We start from the raw sequence: 15,628 nt of genomic DNA, 5'->3' as shown, positions 1-15,628 counted from the left end.
TCCCAGCATGGCAAGGGCCGCCGTATCGGCTTTGGCGTAGGTAATTCCCTCGCGACAACCCACTGCCCCGCGCTGGATTCCAGCGTTCGCTGGAACGACGGCAGGCGGGGTAGGTCGCCCCAAAGCCCTTGCAGAAGCGCGTCGGCGCGCGACCGGGTCAGCGCCAGCCTGAGGTGATTGGGTAGCGCCGTTCGCGGCCGAAGGCCTTGGTGGTGACGCGCGGCCCCGGAGCCGCCTGGCGGCGCTTGAACTCGTTCACGAACACCATGCGGATGACCCGGCGCACCGTGGCATCGTCGTAGCCGGCCGCGATGATGTCCTCGGCCGAAGCCTCGCCCTCGATGAACATCTCGAGGATGGCATCGAGCTCGTCATAGGGCGGCAGGGAATCCTGATCCACCTGGTCGTGCCGCAGCTCGGCCGACGGCGGACGATCGATCACCACCTCGGGAATGGCGCCGTCGATGGCCGCGCGCCAGCGCGACAGGCGGTAGACCACGGTCTTGTAGAGATCCTTCAGCGGCGCATAGGCGCCGCACATGTCACCGTAGAGCGTGGCGTAGCCCACCGCCATCTCGCTCTTGTTGCCGGTGGACAGCAGCAGGCGGCCGGTCTTGTTCGACATGGCCATCAGCAGCACGCCGCGCGTGCGCGATTGCAGGTTTTCCTCCGTGATGTCCGGGTCGCGACCGGCAAATACCGGAGCCAGCGCGCCGGTGAACGCCTCGTAGATGCCTTCGATCGGCAGCACGTGGTATTCGACACCCAGGTGCTCCGCCTGGGCCTTGGCCTCGCGCAGCGACAGGTCGGAGGTGTATTCGGTGGGCATCATCACCGCCGTGACCTTGTCCTTGCCCAGCGCATCGACCGCGATGGCGAGGGTCAAGGCGGAGTCGATACCGCCCGACAGGCCCAGGAGCACGCCGGAGAAGTGGTTCTTGCCCACGTAGTCGCGCACGCCACGGACGAGGCCGGCATACATGATGGCTTCGGCGTCACGCGTGTCCGTGGCCGGCCAGTCGACGGCCGTGAGGCGACGCGTGTCGCTGTCGTATTCGACGGTGAGCAGCATTTCCTCAAACGACGGTGCCCGCGCGACGATCTCGCCATCGGGCTGCACCAGCAGCGAATGTCCGTCGAAAAGCAGGTCGTCCTGGCCTCCCACGAGGTTCACGTAGGCAATGGCCACACCGTTGTCGGTGGCACGCTGGCGCAGCAGCGCCTCGCGGGTTGCGGCCTGGCGATGATCGTAGGGTGATGCGTTGATGACCAGAATCAGCTCGGCACCGGCCTGCGCCGCATGAGCGGCCGGCTCGGCCTCCCAGATGTCTTCGCACACCAGCATGCCCACGCGCACGCCTTCGATGGTGAAGACACGGGTCGCTTCGCCATGACGGAAGTAGCGCTTCTCGTCGAACACCGTGTAATTGGGCAGCGCCTGCTTGTGATACGTCCATTCGACCTTGCCTTCGCGGATGAGCGAGGCGGCGTTGAACACCTCACCCCGTGTGTCCGGGTGGCCGACGACGGCTGATATGCCGTTGATGCCCGGCGCCAGGGTTTGCAGCTCGCGCGTGCAGGCTTCGAGGAAGCTGGGGCGCTGGAGCAGGTCTTCGGGCGGATAGCCGGACAGGGTGAGTTCGGGAAAGGCGACCAGCGAGGCGCCGAGGCGGTCGCGTGCCTCCTCGGCCAGGGCCTTGACCTTCAGTGCGTTGCCGGCGGTGGCGCCGACCGGGAAATCGTACTGGGCCAGGGCAAAACGAAGGGTGGACATGGAGAATCCGTACGGTCTCGGGGATCGCGCCATGATACTCCCGTCGCGCCCCGGGACTATTCCACCGGCACGTCCATGGCAGCCTGCGAGGCCGCCGGCGGCAGGGTGTAATGCCACCACTCCGCGGCGTAGTTCACGAAGCCATGAGCCGACATCGCCCGCAGCAGCCGTTGCCGGTTGGCCCGCTGTGCCGGCGTGATGCCCGGGGCATCGGTATGTGCACGCGGATCGAAGAAGTCGAACGGCGTACCCATGTCCAGCGGCGTGCAGTGGCCGGACTCGCAGCGCATGAGGGTCAGGTCCATTGTGGCGCCCTTGCTGTGACCCGATACCGGCGCGATGTATTCACCGAGCAGCTGGCGTTTGTCGAGTGCCGGGTAGTGCGCTGCCTTCGTGCGACCGTCCTCGGGCTCACCTGCCCAGCGCACGAAAGCCGCCACCGCCCGTGCGGGGCGATAGCAGTCCCAGAGTTTCAGGCGGTAGCCCTGGCGGCGCAGGTCCGCTTCCACCGAAGCCAGCGCCTTCGCCGCGGCGGTACGAAGGAGGCATTTGGGTGCACGGTAGCCATCGACCACCGCACCGGTGAAATTGTCGCTGCCTGCGTAGCGGATGTCTTCGGCGATATCGGGGACGAGGGTGCGGATATCGGTGAGGCCGGCATCTGGCGCATCGGTTGGCGAATGGGCCGCCACCGGAAGGCTAGCCGTCAGGAAAAGGCATGCGGCACCGATGAGGTGCACGTGTTTCGTGGCCGTGTGCGGCGAAACCGGAAATGTGTCTGCGAAGCGCATCGGTAGGCCTGTGCAGCCGGAGGCGTGCGAGAGACGCTACGTCATTCGTTTCTTGTCGGCAATGTGGCGGGGATGGGGTGTCGTGGGACGGGTGCAATAGATGCGTGGCGGTCGCGCGCGAGGCGCGCTCCTACAGTCGGGGCTGGAGGGGGTATGCTGGGGGCGTGGCCACATCCCGGGAGGGGCGCGTGATCCAGTCGGTATGGCCTTATCTGGCCGTCATGCTGCTCGCAGCGGGCTTCTGGCCCGCCATCGAACGTCGGTACGGCTGGAAGGTGTTCAACGTCCTTCCGCCCATCGTGCTCACCTATCTCACCGTCACAGCGCTGTCCGTCGCCGGGGTATGGAGCGCGTCGCCCGAGATACATGGCGCGCAGGACATGCTCGTCGCACGACTGGTGCCCGCCCTGCTCTTCCTGCTGATGATCAACTGCGACCTGCGGGCGATCTTCGCGCTGGGCCCGCGCGTGCTCGGTGTCTTCGTATGCACGTCGGCAAGCCTGTTCATCGCCTTCGTTGCCGCGTACCTGCTGTTCCGCCACTGGATGCCAGGCGATGGCTGGATGCCGTTGGCATCGCTGTCCGGGAGCTGGGTCGGCGGCACGGCAAACATGATTGCGGTAAAGCAGGCCATTGGCATGTCCGACGCAGCGCTTGCCACGACCCTGCTCACCGATGCGCTGTGTTATTCGATGTGGGTCGTGGTGCTGTTTGCCGTGGCGCGACTGGCCCCCGCCTTCAACCGCTGGACGCGTGCCACGTCCAGCGCAGGCCTCGTGGTAGCCGATACCGCGCCGCGCGCACCCGCCACAGGGGACAGCGTGCTGCTGTGGCTGGGGCTGGCTCTGGGGGTGGCCGCGCTGTCTTCGCTGATGGGCGCACGGTTGCCTGTCGGCAGCATGATTTCGGCCACGACATGGACCATTCTCATCGCTACGATTGCCGGCCTGGTGGCCGCACATACGCCGCTGACCCGGCTTCCTGGCGCGCAAGCAATCTCAAGCGCCTTGCTTATTTCCGTCGTGGCGGTGCTCGCCTCGCAAAGCAGTTTTGCCGGCATCGCTGCCGCGCCGCTTTATCTTCTTTGCGGCGTCACGGTCATCGTACTGCACGCGATCCTGCTGTGCCTCTTCGCGCGATTGTTCCATTTCGACCTGTATCTTTGCGGCATCTCGTCACTGGCCCACATCGGCGGCGTGGCAGCGACGCCGGTACTTGCCGCCACTTATTCGCGCTCGCTGGTACCGGTGGGCATCCTGCTGGCCTTGCTGGGATATATCCTTGGCACGGGCTTTGGCCTCGTCGTCGCCTCCGTGCTGTCGTCACTGGCCTCGTGACAGGGATCGGGACATGAATCGCATCATGCGTCGCACACTATTTGCCGTTGCACTCGCCGTCGCAGGCACCCTGCCTGCCTATGCAACGGATGCCGCCATACCGCCCTCGGGGGTTCCCGGCATCGGTGAGGCCCAACTGACACCGGGTTTCTGGATCGGCACACTGGCCCGCCCGGACGATGTCATCCTGGATAGCACGGCCATTGCCGCCTTGAACGAACGTATCGTCCGGCTCGACCCTTCCATGCACGACATCCGGCATCTGTCGCCCACGCTGCCGCGGGCAACCGTGAGCGGCTGGATAGCAAAGCTCACGAAGCGCCCCGAGAAACCGTTGTTCGACAGCGTCGGCAGGCCTGTCACGGCCAGCGCTATCGATGACATTCTCGCCAACGCGGCGCTGGACCACATCCCCGAAACCACAACGCTTCGTTATGGCATGGCGGTACGACGCACGGCACTGCGGGGCTACCCCACCGACCTTCGCGTGTTCAGCCACCCTGACGACACGGATATTGATCGCTTCCAGGAAAGCGCGCTCTTTCCAGGAGATCCGCTCGTCATCGTGCATACCAGTCGCGACGGACTATGGCATTTCGTGGTGAGCGCGCGTTATGCGGCCTGGGTGCACGCCGCGGATATCGCGACGGGGACGTCGACCGACGTCTTTGCCCATGCAGACGCCACCCCATACCGCATAGTGACCGGCGCCAAGCCACGCACGGTTTACACGCCCGACATGCCCGCCCTGTCCGAGCTTCAGCTCGACATGGGTACGCGTGTTCCGCTGGATACGAAGGCACCGGCCGACCAGCCTGTGAACGGCCAGAGCCCCTACACATCCTGGGTGCTCAGCCTTCCGGTACGCGGCTCCGATGGTTCACTGTCGTTCCACCCCGCTCTGCTTCAACGCACCGAAGACTCGGCGCCGGATTATCTCCCGCTGACCCGCGCCAACATCGTGCGCCAGGCTTTCCGCTTCCTCGGCGAGCGTTACGGCTGGGGCCATGCCTTCAATGGTCGCGATTGCAGCGGGTTCGTTTCCGATGTCTATCGCAGCATGGGTGTGCAGATGCCCCGCAATACCGGGGACCAGAGCATCAGCCCCGGCCTGGACCACACCGTGTATACCGACAAGGATTCCCGCGAGGTGCGAAGCAAGGCCATCGCCGCACTGGACGTCGGCGACCTGGTCTACATCCCCGGTCACGTCATGATGGTGATCGGCCGGATCAACGGCGAGCCCTATGTGATCCACGACGTCGGCGGCATCGCCTACCGGCAGGCCGATGGAGCCATGCGCGGCATCACGTTGAATGAAGTTGCCGTGACACCGCTGCTGCCCTTGATGTTCAACGATACCCAGAGTTTCGTCGACCGCATGACCAGCATCGTGCGCATCCGGCCGGCAGCGCACTGACGGCTCACCATGAAGATCACCGATATCCGCCTCGGCATGCTCCGCGCTCCTTTGAAGACGCCCTTCAAGACGGCCTTGCGCCAGGTCGATCATGTCGAAGACGTCGTGGTCACCGTGCATACCGATGAGGGTCGTACGGGCTACGGGAGCGCGCCTGCCACCGCCGTAATCACCGGCGACACCCATGCGTCGATCATCGACGCCATACGGCACCATATCGGCCCGCGACTGATCGGCATGGACATCGCCGATCTCAACCGGATCACACGAAGCATCCAGCAGGCGATGACGCACAACACCAGTGCAAAGGCTGCACTGGAGATGGCCGTGCACGATCTATGGGGGCAGTTGCATGACGCGCCGCTTTACCGGCTCCTGGGCGGCAGCCCCGTTGTAATGACCACCGATATCACCATCAGCGTCGATGGCATCGACAAGATGGTTGCCGATGCACTCGCGGCCGTTGAAAACGGCTTCCCCTCGCTGAAGATCAAGGTCGGCAAGGAGATCGGCACGGATCTCGACCGCATCCGGGCTATCCACGACGCCGTACAGGGCCGCGCAACGCTGCGGCTGGACGCCAACCAGGGCTGGACGGCAAGGGATGCGGTGCGCGTGCTGCATGCGCTGGAAAACAAGGGCATCCACCCGGAGCTACTCGAACAGCCGGTGAAAGCACATGACCTGGAAGGCATGCGCTACATCACGGAGCGTGTGCATACGCCGGTCATGGCGGACGAGAGCGTTTTCGGCCCCAGGGATGTGCTGGAGCTGATCCACATGCGGGCCGCCGACATCGTGAACATCAAGCTGATGAAAGCCGGTGGCATCTCTGCTGCGCTTCGCATCGCCGACATCGCCGGCGAGCACGGCATGGAATGCATGATGGGCTGCATGCTCGAATCGGGTATCGGTGTTGCTGCTGCCGCTCATGTGGCGACAGCCAGGGCCGACGTCATCACTAAGATCGACCTCGATGTGCCAGCGCTATGCGCTTTCGATCCGGTGGACAGCAGCACTCTCTTCGACGCTGCGCAGATCAGCATCGCGGATGAGCCCGGACTAGGTATACGGGGCATCCAGGGTCTTGAACCGCTCTGACACTACCCATGTCGCCATGGGTTTCACCAGGAATCATCATGCGCATAGCCGTCCTGCTGTCCTACGTCGCCGTGTTCGCGTGGTCTTCTGCCGTGCTGCCGACCGGAGCGCCACATCACTGGGCCGACGCCCGGCAGATGATCGTGGTGACCACCGACGGCTGGCAGGCCAACCATGGCACGCTGCGCACCTACGTCCGCAGCGGGTCCTCGTGGAAGGAGGAAGGCTCGGCAGCGGATGTCGTGATCGGCAAGAACGGAAGCGCGTGGGGAACCGGCCTTCATCCATTGCCTCAGGACGGCCCGCAAAAGCACGAGGAAGACAACCGCAGCCCGGCAGGCGTGTTCCATATCGGCAAGGCCTTCGGCTACGCGGCGTCGCAACGCACTGCGATGCCGTATACAGGCCTCACCGCTACGGATTACTGCGTAGATGTCGATGGGTCGCCTTACTACAACCAGCTCGTGGACACAGATACGGTCGGCAAGGCGGCGGTCGCAGGATCGACCGAACCGATGCGCCGTGATCTTCATCTGAATGGCGACCGCTTGTACCGACTGGGCTTTGTCATCGAGAACAATCCTGGAAATCGTCCGGGCGGTGGCAGCTGCATCTTCGCCCATCTCTGGCGCGCGTCCGACTCGACCACAGCCGGCTGTACGGCGATGACGGACGCAACGATGGAGCGCCTGCTCGCATGGCTCGATCCAAAGGCGAATCCCGTCTTCGTCCTGCTTCCCAGGGCCGAGTACATGCGTCTTCGCGATGCCTGGAAGCTTCCGCCGCCCTGAGCGCCACGGGCTGCGCCGATATTCCTGTCGTCCTGTCGCCTTGCCTGTAAAACACGCATTCACGGACACGCACCTCGCTCTAGAGTGAAGGGCTTCCAACAGGACGATGGAGCAACGCGTGACGATCATGGCGAAGAAAATACCGACACTGGCTGCGGTGCTCATGGCAGGCATGAGTTTTTCCAACTGGGCCCATGGCACTACCTTGCGCACGGAAGATGTCGTCGCGGCGTTCGACCTCGGCGTGGCATCGGGCCTGCCTTTCACGCTCGACCTTCCGGTGGAGCGTGCACGCGAAAAGCGTGATCTCGCCACGGAAGCGTCCGCCGCATTGACGATCGACGCCGAACTTCCCGTTTCCATTGGCTTCCCCGATGAGTCCCAGGGGCGCCTCTTCCGAGGCACGTATAGCGATAGCCCCGTAGTTCTCACCCGCAGGAACGGGCACATCGACATCAGCCAGCCGCAGGAGGACGGCATGCATGTGGCTGGATATTCGGCTGGCGAATCCCGGGTCGAAAACATCGTCATTCCCGATGTCGGTGGTGGCACTCCGGGCGGCGCGCCCCTGCAACGCTCCAGACGCTCCGAAGGGCTGCCAGAAGGCGTGGTATCCCGGTCGGTAAAGCTCAATATCTTCATCCATGACGATATCAAGGACTACATGACGCCCGCGCAGGTCCATGCAGGCTACGTCGCGTGGTGGCTCAGCGATGCCATCGGCTCGGCGTTGCCCTTCGTGCGATTCGATGTCAGCTATCACGCTTTCGTCGAAGGCATCACGAATATTCCTTACATGCATTCGAGAGCACTACAGGACTGGACCCATATCGCGCGATCATGGGCAGAGGCCGAAGACATCGATTTCGACGACACGCATCTCAATAAATTCATGCTGGTAACCCTGCTGGATCCGCAGCCCGGTGTCACAGGCATCGCCTGGCAGGAAGGCAACGCCGCGCTGTCCGCCATCACCGGGCGCTACCGGATCGTGGCCCACGAATTGGGGCATTTGTTCGGCGCCACCCATGACAACGCGAAGCTGGGCTTCCGTTGGGCCTGGTACTGCGAAAGCAACATGTACCCAGCCGCCTCCGCGTTCCGTGCCAACTGCTATACCTATTCGGACGAAAACATGCGTCGGATGAGGGCCTATATCGTCGAGGGACCACGATCCACCGGCCACGCCGACCGCGGCCCCGCCGTCATCAACTAAACACCCCACCACTGTAGGAGCGCGTCTTGCGCGCGACCGGAGGCACGGCAAATCTATCCGTGGAACCGGGGCGTACGTTTCATGGCCGGTCGCGCGCAGGCGCGCTCCTACAGGACATAGTGCAAGGTTCGGGAGCCTCGCCATTGTAGGAGCGCGCCTTGCGCGCGACCGGAGGCACGGCAAATCTATCTGTGAAACCGGGGTATACGTTTCATGGCCGGTCGCGCGCAGGCGCGCTCCTACAGGGCATGGTGCGCGTTTGCACATAAAAAAGCCGCGACCCGGGGGTCGCGGCTTTTGATCGATCCGGAAGGAACGATGCTTCTTACTTCTTCATCAGACCGGCGAGGGTCTTGCCGAGGTCGGCCGGCGACTTCACCGTGGTGACGCCTGCCTTCTCCAGCGCGGCGAACTTGGCTTCCGCCGTGCCCTTGCCGCCCGAGATGATCGCACCGGCATGGCCCATGCGCTTGCCCGGAGGGGCCGAGGCGCCAGCGATGAACGACACGACCGGCTTCTTGACGTACTGGCTGATGAACTCGGCGGCGTCTTCTTCGGCGCTGCCACCGATTTCGCCGACCATGATGATGCCTTCGGTCTGCGGATCGTCCTGGAAGAGCTTCAGGCAGTCGATGAAGTTCAGGCCGTTGATCGGGTCGCCACCGATGCCGATGCAGGTGGACTGGCCGAGGCCTTCGTTCGTGGTCTGGAAGACCGCTTCGTACGTCAGGGTGCCCGAACGCGAAACGATGCCGACCTTGCCCGGCTTGTGGATGTGACCCGGCATGATGCCGATCTTGCACTCACCCGGGGTGATGACGCCCGGGCAGTTCGGACCGACGAGCACGACGTCCGGGTGCGACTTCAGCACGTTCTTGACACGCATCATGTCGAGCACCGGAATGCCTTCGGTGATGGCCACGATGACCTTGATGCCACCGTCGATGGCTTCGAGGATCGAGTCAGCCGCGAACGGAGGCGGCACGAAGATGACCGAGGCATCGGCGCCCGTCTGGTCGACGGCGTGACGCACGGTGTTGAAGACCGGCAGGCCGATGTGCTCGGTACCGCCCTTGCCCGGGGTCACGCCACCGACGACCTTGGTGCCGTAGTCGACAGCCTGTTCGGCGTGGAAGGTACCCTGCTGGCCGGTAAAGCCCTGGACGAGGACCTTGGTGTTCTTGTTGATCAGGACGCTCATGGATTTATCGCTCCTCAGGCCGCTGCGGCCACGGCCTTGCGGGCCGCATCGTTGAGATCGTCGGCCGGCGTGATCGCCAGGCCCGAGTTGGCCAGCAGTTCGCGGCCCTTCTCGACGTTGGTGCCCTGCAGGCGCACGATCACGGGGATCTGCAGACCCACTTCCTTCACGGCCGCGATGATGCCCTCGGCGATGAGGTCGCAACGGACGATGCCGCCGAAGATGTTGACCAGGATGGCCTTCACCTTGTCGGAGGACAGAATGAGCTTGAACGCCTCGGAGACGCGCTCCTTGGTGGCGCCGCCGCCGACGTCGAGGAAGTTGGCCGGCTCGCCGCCTGCCAGCTTGATGACGTCCATGGTGGCCATGGCCAGGCCAGCGCCATTCACCATGCAACCAATGGTGCCGTCCATGGTGACGTAGTTGAGGTTGTGCTGGACGGCGGCCGCTTCGGCGGCGTCTTCCTGCGTGAGGTCGCGCATGGCGGCGAGGTCCGGGTGACGGAACTCGGCGTTGTCGTCGGAGTTGACCTTGCCGTCGAGGGCGGCGAGGTTGCCGTCTTCGAGGATGGCGAGCGGGTTGAGCTCGACCAGCGCAAGATCCTTTTCATTGAACAGCTTGTACAGGCCAAGCATGATCTTGACGAGCTGGCCGACCTGCTTCGGGTTCAGGTCCATCTTGAACCCGAGATCGCGGCACTGGTACGGCTGGAGGCCTTCGACGAAATCCACCTGGAAGGTGTGGATGTCTTCCGGCGTTTCGGCGGCCACCTGCTCGATGTCCACGCCGCCGTGCTTGGAGGCGATGAACGAGATCGACTTGGTGTCACGATCGGTGAGGATCGAGAGGTAGAGTTCCTTCGCGATGTCGGTCGCGTCGGTCACCAGAACCAGGTTGACGGGCAGCGCGCGGCCGGCCGACTGGTAGGTTTCCATGTTCGTGCCGAGCATGCCCTTGGCGGCTGCGCGGACGTCATCCAGGCTGCGGCAGAACTTGACGCCACCGGCCTTGCCACGGCCACCGGCGTGGATCTGGGCCTTGACCATCCACTGGGAACCGCCGAGGTGCTTGGCGGCATCGACGGCTGCGTCGGGCGAGTTGGCTACCTTGCCCGGGGGCACGGCGATGCCGTACTTCGCGAACAGTTCTTTGGCCTGGTACTCGTGGAAATTCATTCGATACCTCGAGCGAACGGGAGAAACACGTGAGAAAAGCGCGCGGCCGCGAACGACACGCACGGGTGTGGGGATGGAGCGATTGCGCCTTTTTCACGCAATACGGCCGCGTATTTTCCTGTATGGCGCCCCGGAAGGAAAGGGGCGCGACCCGCATTCGCCCGCGCATGGTGCCTGGCCGGGGCCGGCCGGACCGGCCGCAGGGCGTGTTGCCGCGCGGTTCCCGGCGCCTATACTGGTTGTCACCTGCGGCCTTTCGGAGTCGCCTGCGGAGAGAATCGTCCCGTGTCCACGCCCGCGCCGCCGACGCCCAGCCGATCCAGCACGACGCCGGCCACGGCACGCCACGAACTGTTCTTTTTCAACTACTTCCGGCTCGGGCAGGCGGCGGTGTACACCGCCCTGGCCTTCCGTCCGGAGCACATGGCATGGCCCTCCCTGCCCGATCCGCTGCTGGCCCGCCTGATGGGCATGGCCTACCTGCTGGCGGCCCTGGTCATGGTCGCCCGCACCCGGCAATCGCTGCATCGGCCCGTGCTGGTGGTGTCCACGGGCCTGATCCTGGACATCGTGGCAGCCCTGATGGCCCTGGTGCTCATGCACGACGTGCGCATGGGCATCTCGATGATGCTGGCGGTGAACATCGCCACGGGCGCCCTGCTGCTGCCCCTGCGCCTGTCCATGTTCTTCGCCGCGCTGGCCACCCTGGGCATGCTGGGCCACTCGGTGTTCGACATCGCCGATTCCCGGGACACCTCCGATCGCGAACTGGTGGAATACGGCCTGTTCGGCGCGGCCTACTTCGCCTGCGCCTCGCTGTGCTACATGCTCGGCCGCAATATCCGCGCCTCGGAAGCCCTGGCGGAACAACGCGGCATCGACCTGGCCAACCTTGCCCAGGTCAACGAGCTGATCATCCGCCGCATGAAGACCGGCGTGCTGCTGGTCGACGAGAGCAACCGCATCCACCAGCTCAACGAATCGGCCTGGATGCTGATGGGCAATCCATCCGCCGACCAGCGCGACCTCGGCACGCTGGCGCCTGAGCTGTCACGACGGCTCTATCACTGGCGCACCTCGGGCAAGCTGGACGAAAGCGCCACTACGCTCGCGGACGGCACCCCGGAAGTGGTGCCCCGCTTCTCGCGCCTGGCCGCGAACGACGATTCCCACGTGCTGATCTTTCTCGACGACACCTCGCTGCTGTCGCGCCGCGCGGAAGAACTCACGCTCAGCTCGCTGGGCCGGCTGTCGGCATCGATCGCCCATGAAATCCGCAATCCCCTCGCGGCGATCCACTACTCGGCGCAACTGCTGGCCGAGTCCACCGACATGAACGACACCGACCTGCGCATGGTCGAGATCATCAACAACCATTGCGCGCGGCTCAACGAGATCATCGAGAACATCCTGCAACTTTCCCGCCGCGAGCGTTCGCGCCCGGAGACGCTGGACCTCAGCAAGTGGGTGCATCACTTCGTGGCGGAGTATCGCCAGGGCAACGACCTGGGCAACGATATCCTGCGCGCCGTGTCGGGCAGTGAGCCGGTAGCCGCCGTGGCCGACCCGCAGCACCTGCAACAGGTCATCTGGAACCTGGTGCAGAACGCGCTGCGCTACGGTCGCATTCCCGGCGAGGCCGCGCGGGTGATGGTCGTGGCCCGCCACTCCGAGGCCGGCGTGCCGACGCTGGAGGTCATCGACCGGGGCCCGGGCATCCCACCGAAGGTGGCCGCACAGATTTTCGAACCCTTCTTCACCACCCACGAATACGGCACCGGGCTTGGCCTGTACCTGGCCCGGCAGATGAGTGAAGCCAACCAGGCTGCACTCGAATACGTGCGAGTTGCAGGTGGCGGAAGCTGCTTCCGCCTCAGCCTCACACCCCCGGCCCGCAGTGTCGGTATGCCCCTGATGGCGGCCAGGGCGTGACTTTCGCCCTTTGCCTGAACGGCCGGGGCGGTTACATTGGGCGCCTTCACCGAACCTTTCGGACCCCATGAGCAAGCAGACCGTTCTGGTCATCGACGACGAGCGGGACATTCGCGAGTTGCTGACCATCACCCTCGGTCGGATGGAACTCGACGTCGACGCCGTGGGAAGCGTCGCCGAGGCGCGGAGCGCACTGGCTGCGCGCCGCTACGACCTGTGTTTCACCGACATGCGGCTGCCTGACGGCAGTGGCCAGGAAATCATCGAGCTCATCGCGGCCACCCATCCCGACATGCCGGTGGCGATGATCACCGCGTACGGCAACGTCGATGCCGCGGTCAACGCGCTGAAGGCCGGCGCCTTCGACTTCGTCTCCAAGCCGGTCGATATCCAGCTGTTGCGCAGGCTCGTGCGCACGGCCCTTCGGCTCTCCGAAGAGCGCAAGGCCGAAGCGGGCGTCGCGAAGCCGGCCCCGGGTGCCGACCGCCTGATCGGCGACTCGGCGGTCATGACCGAAGTGCGCTCGAAGATCGCCAAGCTGGCGCGCAACCAGGCACCGGTCTACATCGCCGGGGAATCCGGCGTGGGCAAGGAGCTGGTGGCCCGCCTGATCCATGAGCTGGGACCGCGTTCGGCCGGCACCTTCGTACCGGTGAACTGCGGCGCCATTCCATCCGAGCTGATGGAGAGCGAGTTCTTCGGTCATCGCAAGGGCAGCTTCACTGGCGCCCATGTGGACAAGGAAGGCTTGTTCCAGGCTGCGCAGGGGGGCACGCTGTTCCTCGACGAGGTTGCCGAGCTGCCCCTGCACATGCAGGTGAAGCTGCTGCGCGCCATCCAGGAAAAGGCCGTGCGCCCCATCGGTGGTCGCGACGAGATTCCCGTCGACGTACGCATCCTGTCGGCCACGCACAAGAACCTCGCCGCACTGGTCGAGCAGGGACTGTTCCGCCAGGACCTGTTCTATCGCATCAACGTCATCGAACTGCGCGTGCCGCCGCTGCGCGAGCGTCGCGGCGACGTGCCCAGGCTGGCCGAGTTCATCCTGCGCCAGCTCGCCAACGAGGCAGGCACGACGCCGAACCGCCTGAGGCCCGAGGCGCTGGCCGCCCTGGAGTCGTACCAGTTCCCCGGCAATGTGCGCGAGCTGGAAAACATCCTCGAACGCGCCATGGCGATGTGCGAGGGCGAATCCATCGAAGCCGACGACCTGATGCTGCCCCAGCGCACCGTACCGGCGCCGGCAGCGCCAGCACCGGCCGAAACCACGCCCGTGGCCGCGCCGCCCGCACCGCTCAACGTCGTCACCGATGGCTCGCTGGAGGACTACATCTCCAACATCGAGCGAGACACCATCGTCAAGGCGCTTGAGGAGTCCCGCTACAACAAGACGGCCACGGCGAAAAAGCTCGGCATCACCTTCCGGGCCCTCCGCTACAAGCTGAAAAAGCTGGGCATCGACTAACCGCCCTCCCCTGTAGGAGCGCGCCTCGCGCGCGACCGCTTTTGGCGCACCCTGGCACGAACCCTTCGCGCAACGAAAGGCCACGCCACGCGGACGCTTTCGCGATAACCGGTCGCGCGCAAGGCGCGCTCCTACAGTGCTAGGCTAGGGTGACGCCGGGGGAGGCTCATCCATGACATCGATCTATCGCGCCGTGTCTGCATGGCGTATCGCGTTGGCCGCGTGTGTCCTGTTCGCCGGCATGGCCGGCGCGACGACGCCAGCACCGGTAGAAGCCCGCATTCCTTTCGCTCCGACACCGTTCCGCGGCAACGATGGCGCCATGCATCTGGCCTACGAGCTGCACGTCACCAACTTCTATGGCGATACGGGGCCGCTCGTACCCACCGCGATCGATGTCAGTGATGACTTGGGGCATGCACTGTTGCACCTGGACCAGGCGGGCATTGCCGCCGCGATACGGCCTTCGCCGGACGAAAACCAGCCACCCACGATCCAGCCCGGCAAGCGCGGCGTTCTCTACCTGTGGCTCACCCTGCCCGAAGGCAGCAGTCCGCACACATTGAAACATCGCGTCGCTTTCGCCGGTCCGGCCGGCTTCGTGCTGGACGGAATCACGACACCACTAAGCGGCGCGACACCGATCCGGCTGGGTCCGCCGGTCCGCGGCGGCCAATGGCTGGCCCACGAAGGACCCGGCAATGCGCATTCACATCACTGGGGCAGCCTTGTCGCGGTCAACGGATCGCTCACCGTTCCCCAGCGTTACGCCCTCGATCTGGTGGGCATCGACAAGAAAGGGCGTGCGTTCCGACCGGTAAAAGACATTCATGCGACACGACACAGCGACTGGTATGGCTATGGCGCGCCGGTGCTGGCCGTCGCCGATGCCACCGTCGTGGCCATGCGTGACGGGCAGGACGAACATGCGCCGCTGGAGGCGCAGCCGGAACCGGCCTCGCTCTCGCTCGACGGGCTGTTCGGCAACTATGTGGTGCTCGATCTGGGGCAAGGCCGGTATGCGGGGTACGCGCACCTGGAAAAGGGTAGCGTCAAGGTAAAGACGGGCCAGCATGTGGCGCGTGGCGACGTGATCGGTGCGCTGGGACAGTCGGGGAATTCCGCAGCGCCGCACCTGCATTTCCAGGTTGCCGATGCGATGGCGTTCGAGGGATCCGAAGGCATTCCCTATGTGTTCGAGGCGCTGGACAGCTTTGGCCCGGAGAGTGAGGGGCAGCTGTTCGGCATGGGCGATCCATGGAAACCGGCTCCCGTGCGGCACTCGAAGAACGAGCTGCCGTTGAACGACACAGTCGTATCCTTCCCCACCCCCGTTGACTGTAGGAGCGCGCCTTGCGCGCGACCGATTATCGCGACAATCATCAATCCATCGCATTGACCGGTCGCGCGCAAGGCGCGCTCCTA

The 15,628-nt window shown here is 64.7% G+C and carries 12 protein-coding genes; 8 read left to right on the top strand and 4 right to left on the bottom strand.

What is annotated here, in order from left to right; all coding sequences use genetic code 11:
* Window positions 1-157: 157 nt before the first annotated feature.
* Both KR767_RS10830 and KR767_RS10825 read right to left on the bottom strand, forming a co-directional pair.
* Window positions 158-1,774 carry an NAD+ synthase gene (locus tag KR767_RS10830; protein ID WP_166947408.1) on the bottom strand — a complete coding sequence of 539 codons (1,617 nt, stop codon included), beginning with the start codon at window positions 1,772-1,774 and terminating at the stop codon, window positions 158-160.
* A gap of 56 nt (window positions 1,775-1,830) precedes the next feature.
* Entirely contained in the window at window positions 1,831-2,565 is a 735-nt protein-coding gene (locus KR767_RS10825; RefSeq protein ID WP_425602744.1) for a M15 family metallopeptidase, read from the bottom strand.
* Window positions 2,566-2,753: 188 nt separating this feature from the next.
* On the opposite strand from KR767_RS10825, the gene KR767_RS10820 reads away from it, so the two are divergent.
* From KR767_RS10820 to KR767_RS10800, 5 genes are all read left to right on the top strand, one after another.
* On the top strand, window positions 2,754-3,902 hold the full coding sequence (locus KR767_RS10820; protein WP_250879109.1) for a DUF819 family protein: 1,149 nt from the start codon (window positions 2,754-2,756) through the stop codon (window positions 3,900-3,902).
* 13 nt (window positions 3,903-3,915) lie between these two features.
* Window positions 3,916-5,322, top strand: a complete 1,407-nt coding sequence (locus KR767_RS10815; protein WP_250879108.1) for a C40 family peptidase — start codon at window positions 3,916-3,918, stop codon at window positions 5,320-5,322.
* Between the two features lie 9 nt (window positions 5,323-5,331).
* Window positions 5,332-6,423 (top strand): dipeptide epimerase, encoded by a 1,092-nt coding sequence (locus KR767_RS10810; protein WP_250879107.1) that lies wholly within the window; start codon window positions 5,332-5,334, stop codon window positions 6,421-6,423.
* Between the two features lie 38 nt (window positions 6,424-6,461).
* Window positions 6,462-7,214, top strand: coding sequence for a L,D-transpeptidase family protein (locus tag KR767_RS10805; RefSeq protein WP_250879106.1), 753 nt, complete (start codon window positions 6,462-6,464; stop codon window positions 7,212-7,214).
* A gap of 118 nt (window positions 7,215-7,332) precedes the next feature.
* Window positions 7,333-8,430: a hypothetical protein gene (locus KR767_RS10800; protein ID WP_486624468.1), complete on the top strand. Its 1,098-nt coding sequence runs from the start codon at window positions 7,333-7,335 to the stop codon at window positions 8,428-8,430.
* A gap of 325 nt (window positions 8,431-8,755) precedes the next feature.
* Here the strand turns inward: KR767_RS10800 and sucD are convergent, their stop codons facing one another.
* Together sucD and sucC are read right to left on the bottom strand one after the other, a co-directional pair.
* Entirely contained in the window at window positions 8,756-9,631 is an 876-nt protein-coding gene (sucD, locus tag KR767_RS10795; protein ID WP_166947402.1) for a succinate--CoA ligase subunit alpha, read from the bottom strand.
* Window positions 9,632-9,645: 14 nt separating this feature from the next.
* Complete coding sequence (sucC, locus tag KR767_RS10790) at window positions 9,646-10,806, bottom strand: ADP-forming succinate--CoA ligase subunit beta (protein ID WP_166947401.1); 1,161 nt, start codon at window positions 10,804-10,806, stop codon at window positions 9,646-9,648.
* A 285-nt stretch (window positions 10,807-11,091) separates the two neighbouring features.
* Between sucC and KR767_RS10785 the strand changes: the two genes are divergently transcribed.
* The 3 genes from KR767_RS10785 (at window position 11,092) to KR767_RS10775 (ending at window position 15,602) form a co-directional block, all read left to right on the top strand.
* Entirely contained in the window at window positions 11,092-12,738 is a 1,647-nt protein-coding gene (locus tag KR767_RS10785) for a sensor histidine kinase (RefSeq protein WP_166947400.1), read from the top strand.
* A 67-nt stretch (window positions 12,739-12,805) separates the two neighbouring features.
* Complete coding sequence (locus tag KR767_RS10780) at window positions 12,806-14,203, top strand: sigma-54-dependent transcriptional regulator (protein WP_250879105.1); 1,398 nt, start codon at window positions 12,806-12,808, stop codon at window positions 14,201-14,203.
* A 172-nt stretch (window positions 14,204-14,375) separates the two neighbouring features.
* A complete protein-coding gene (locus KR767_RS10775; protein ID WP_250879104.1) occupies window positions 14,376-15,602 on the top strand; it encodes a M23 family metallopeptidase in 1,227 nt (408 codons plus the stop codon).
* Window positions 15,603-15,628 lie beyond the last annotated feature (26 nt).

This window comes from Luteibacter anthropi (assembly GCF_023699965.1).
GTDB classification, from domain to species: domain Bacteria; phylum Pseudomonadota; class Gammaproteobacteria; order Xanthomonadales; family Rhodanobacteraceae; genus Luteibacter; species Luteibacter anthropi.
This window is presented reverse-complemented; position numbering and strand designations above follow the sequence as displayed.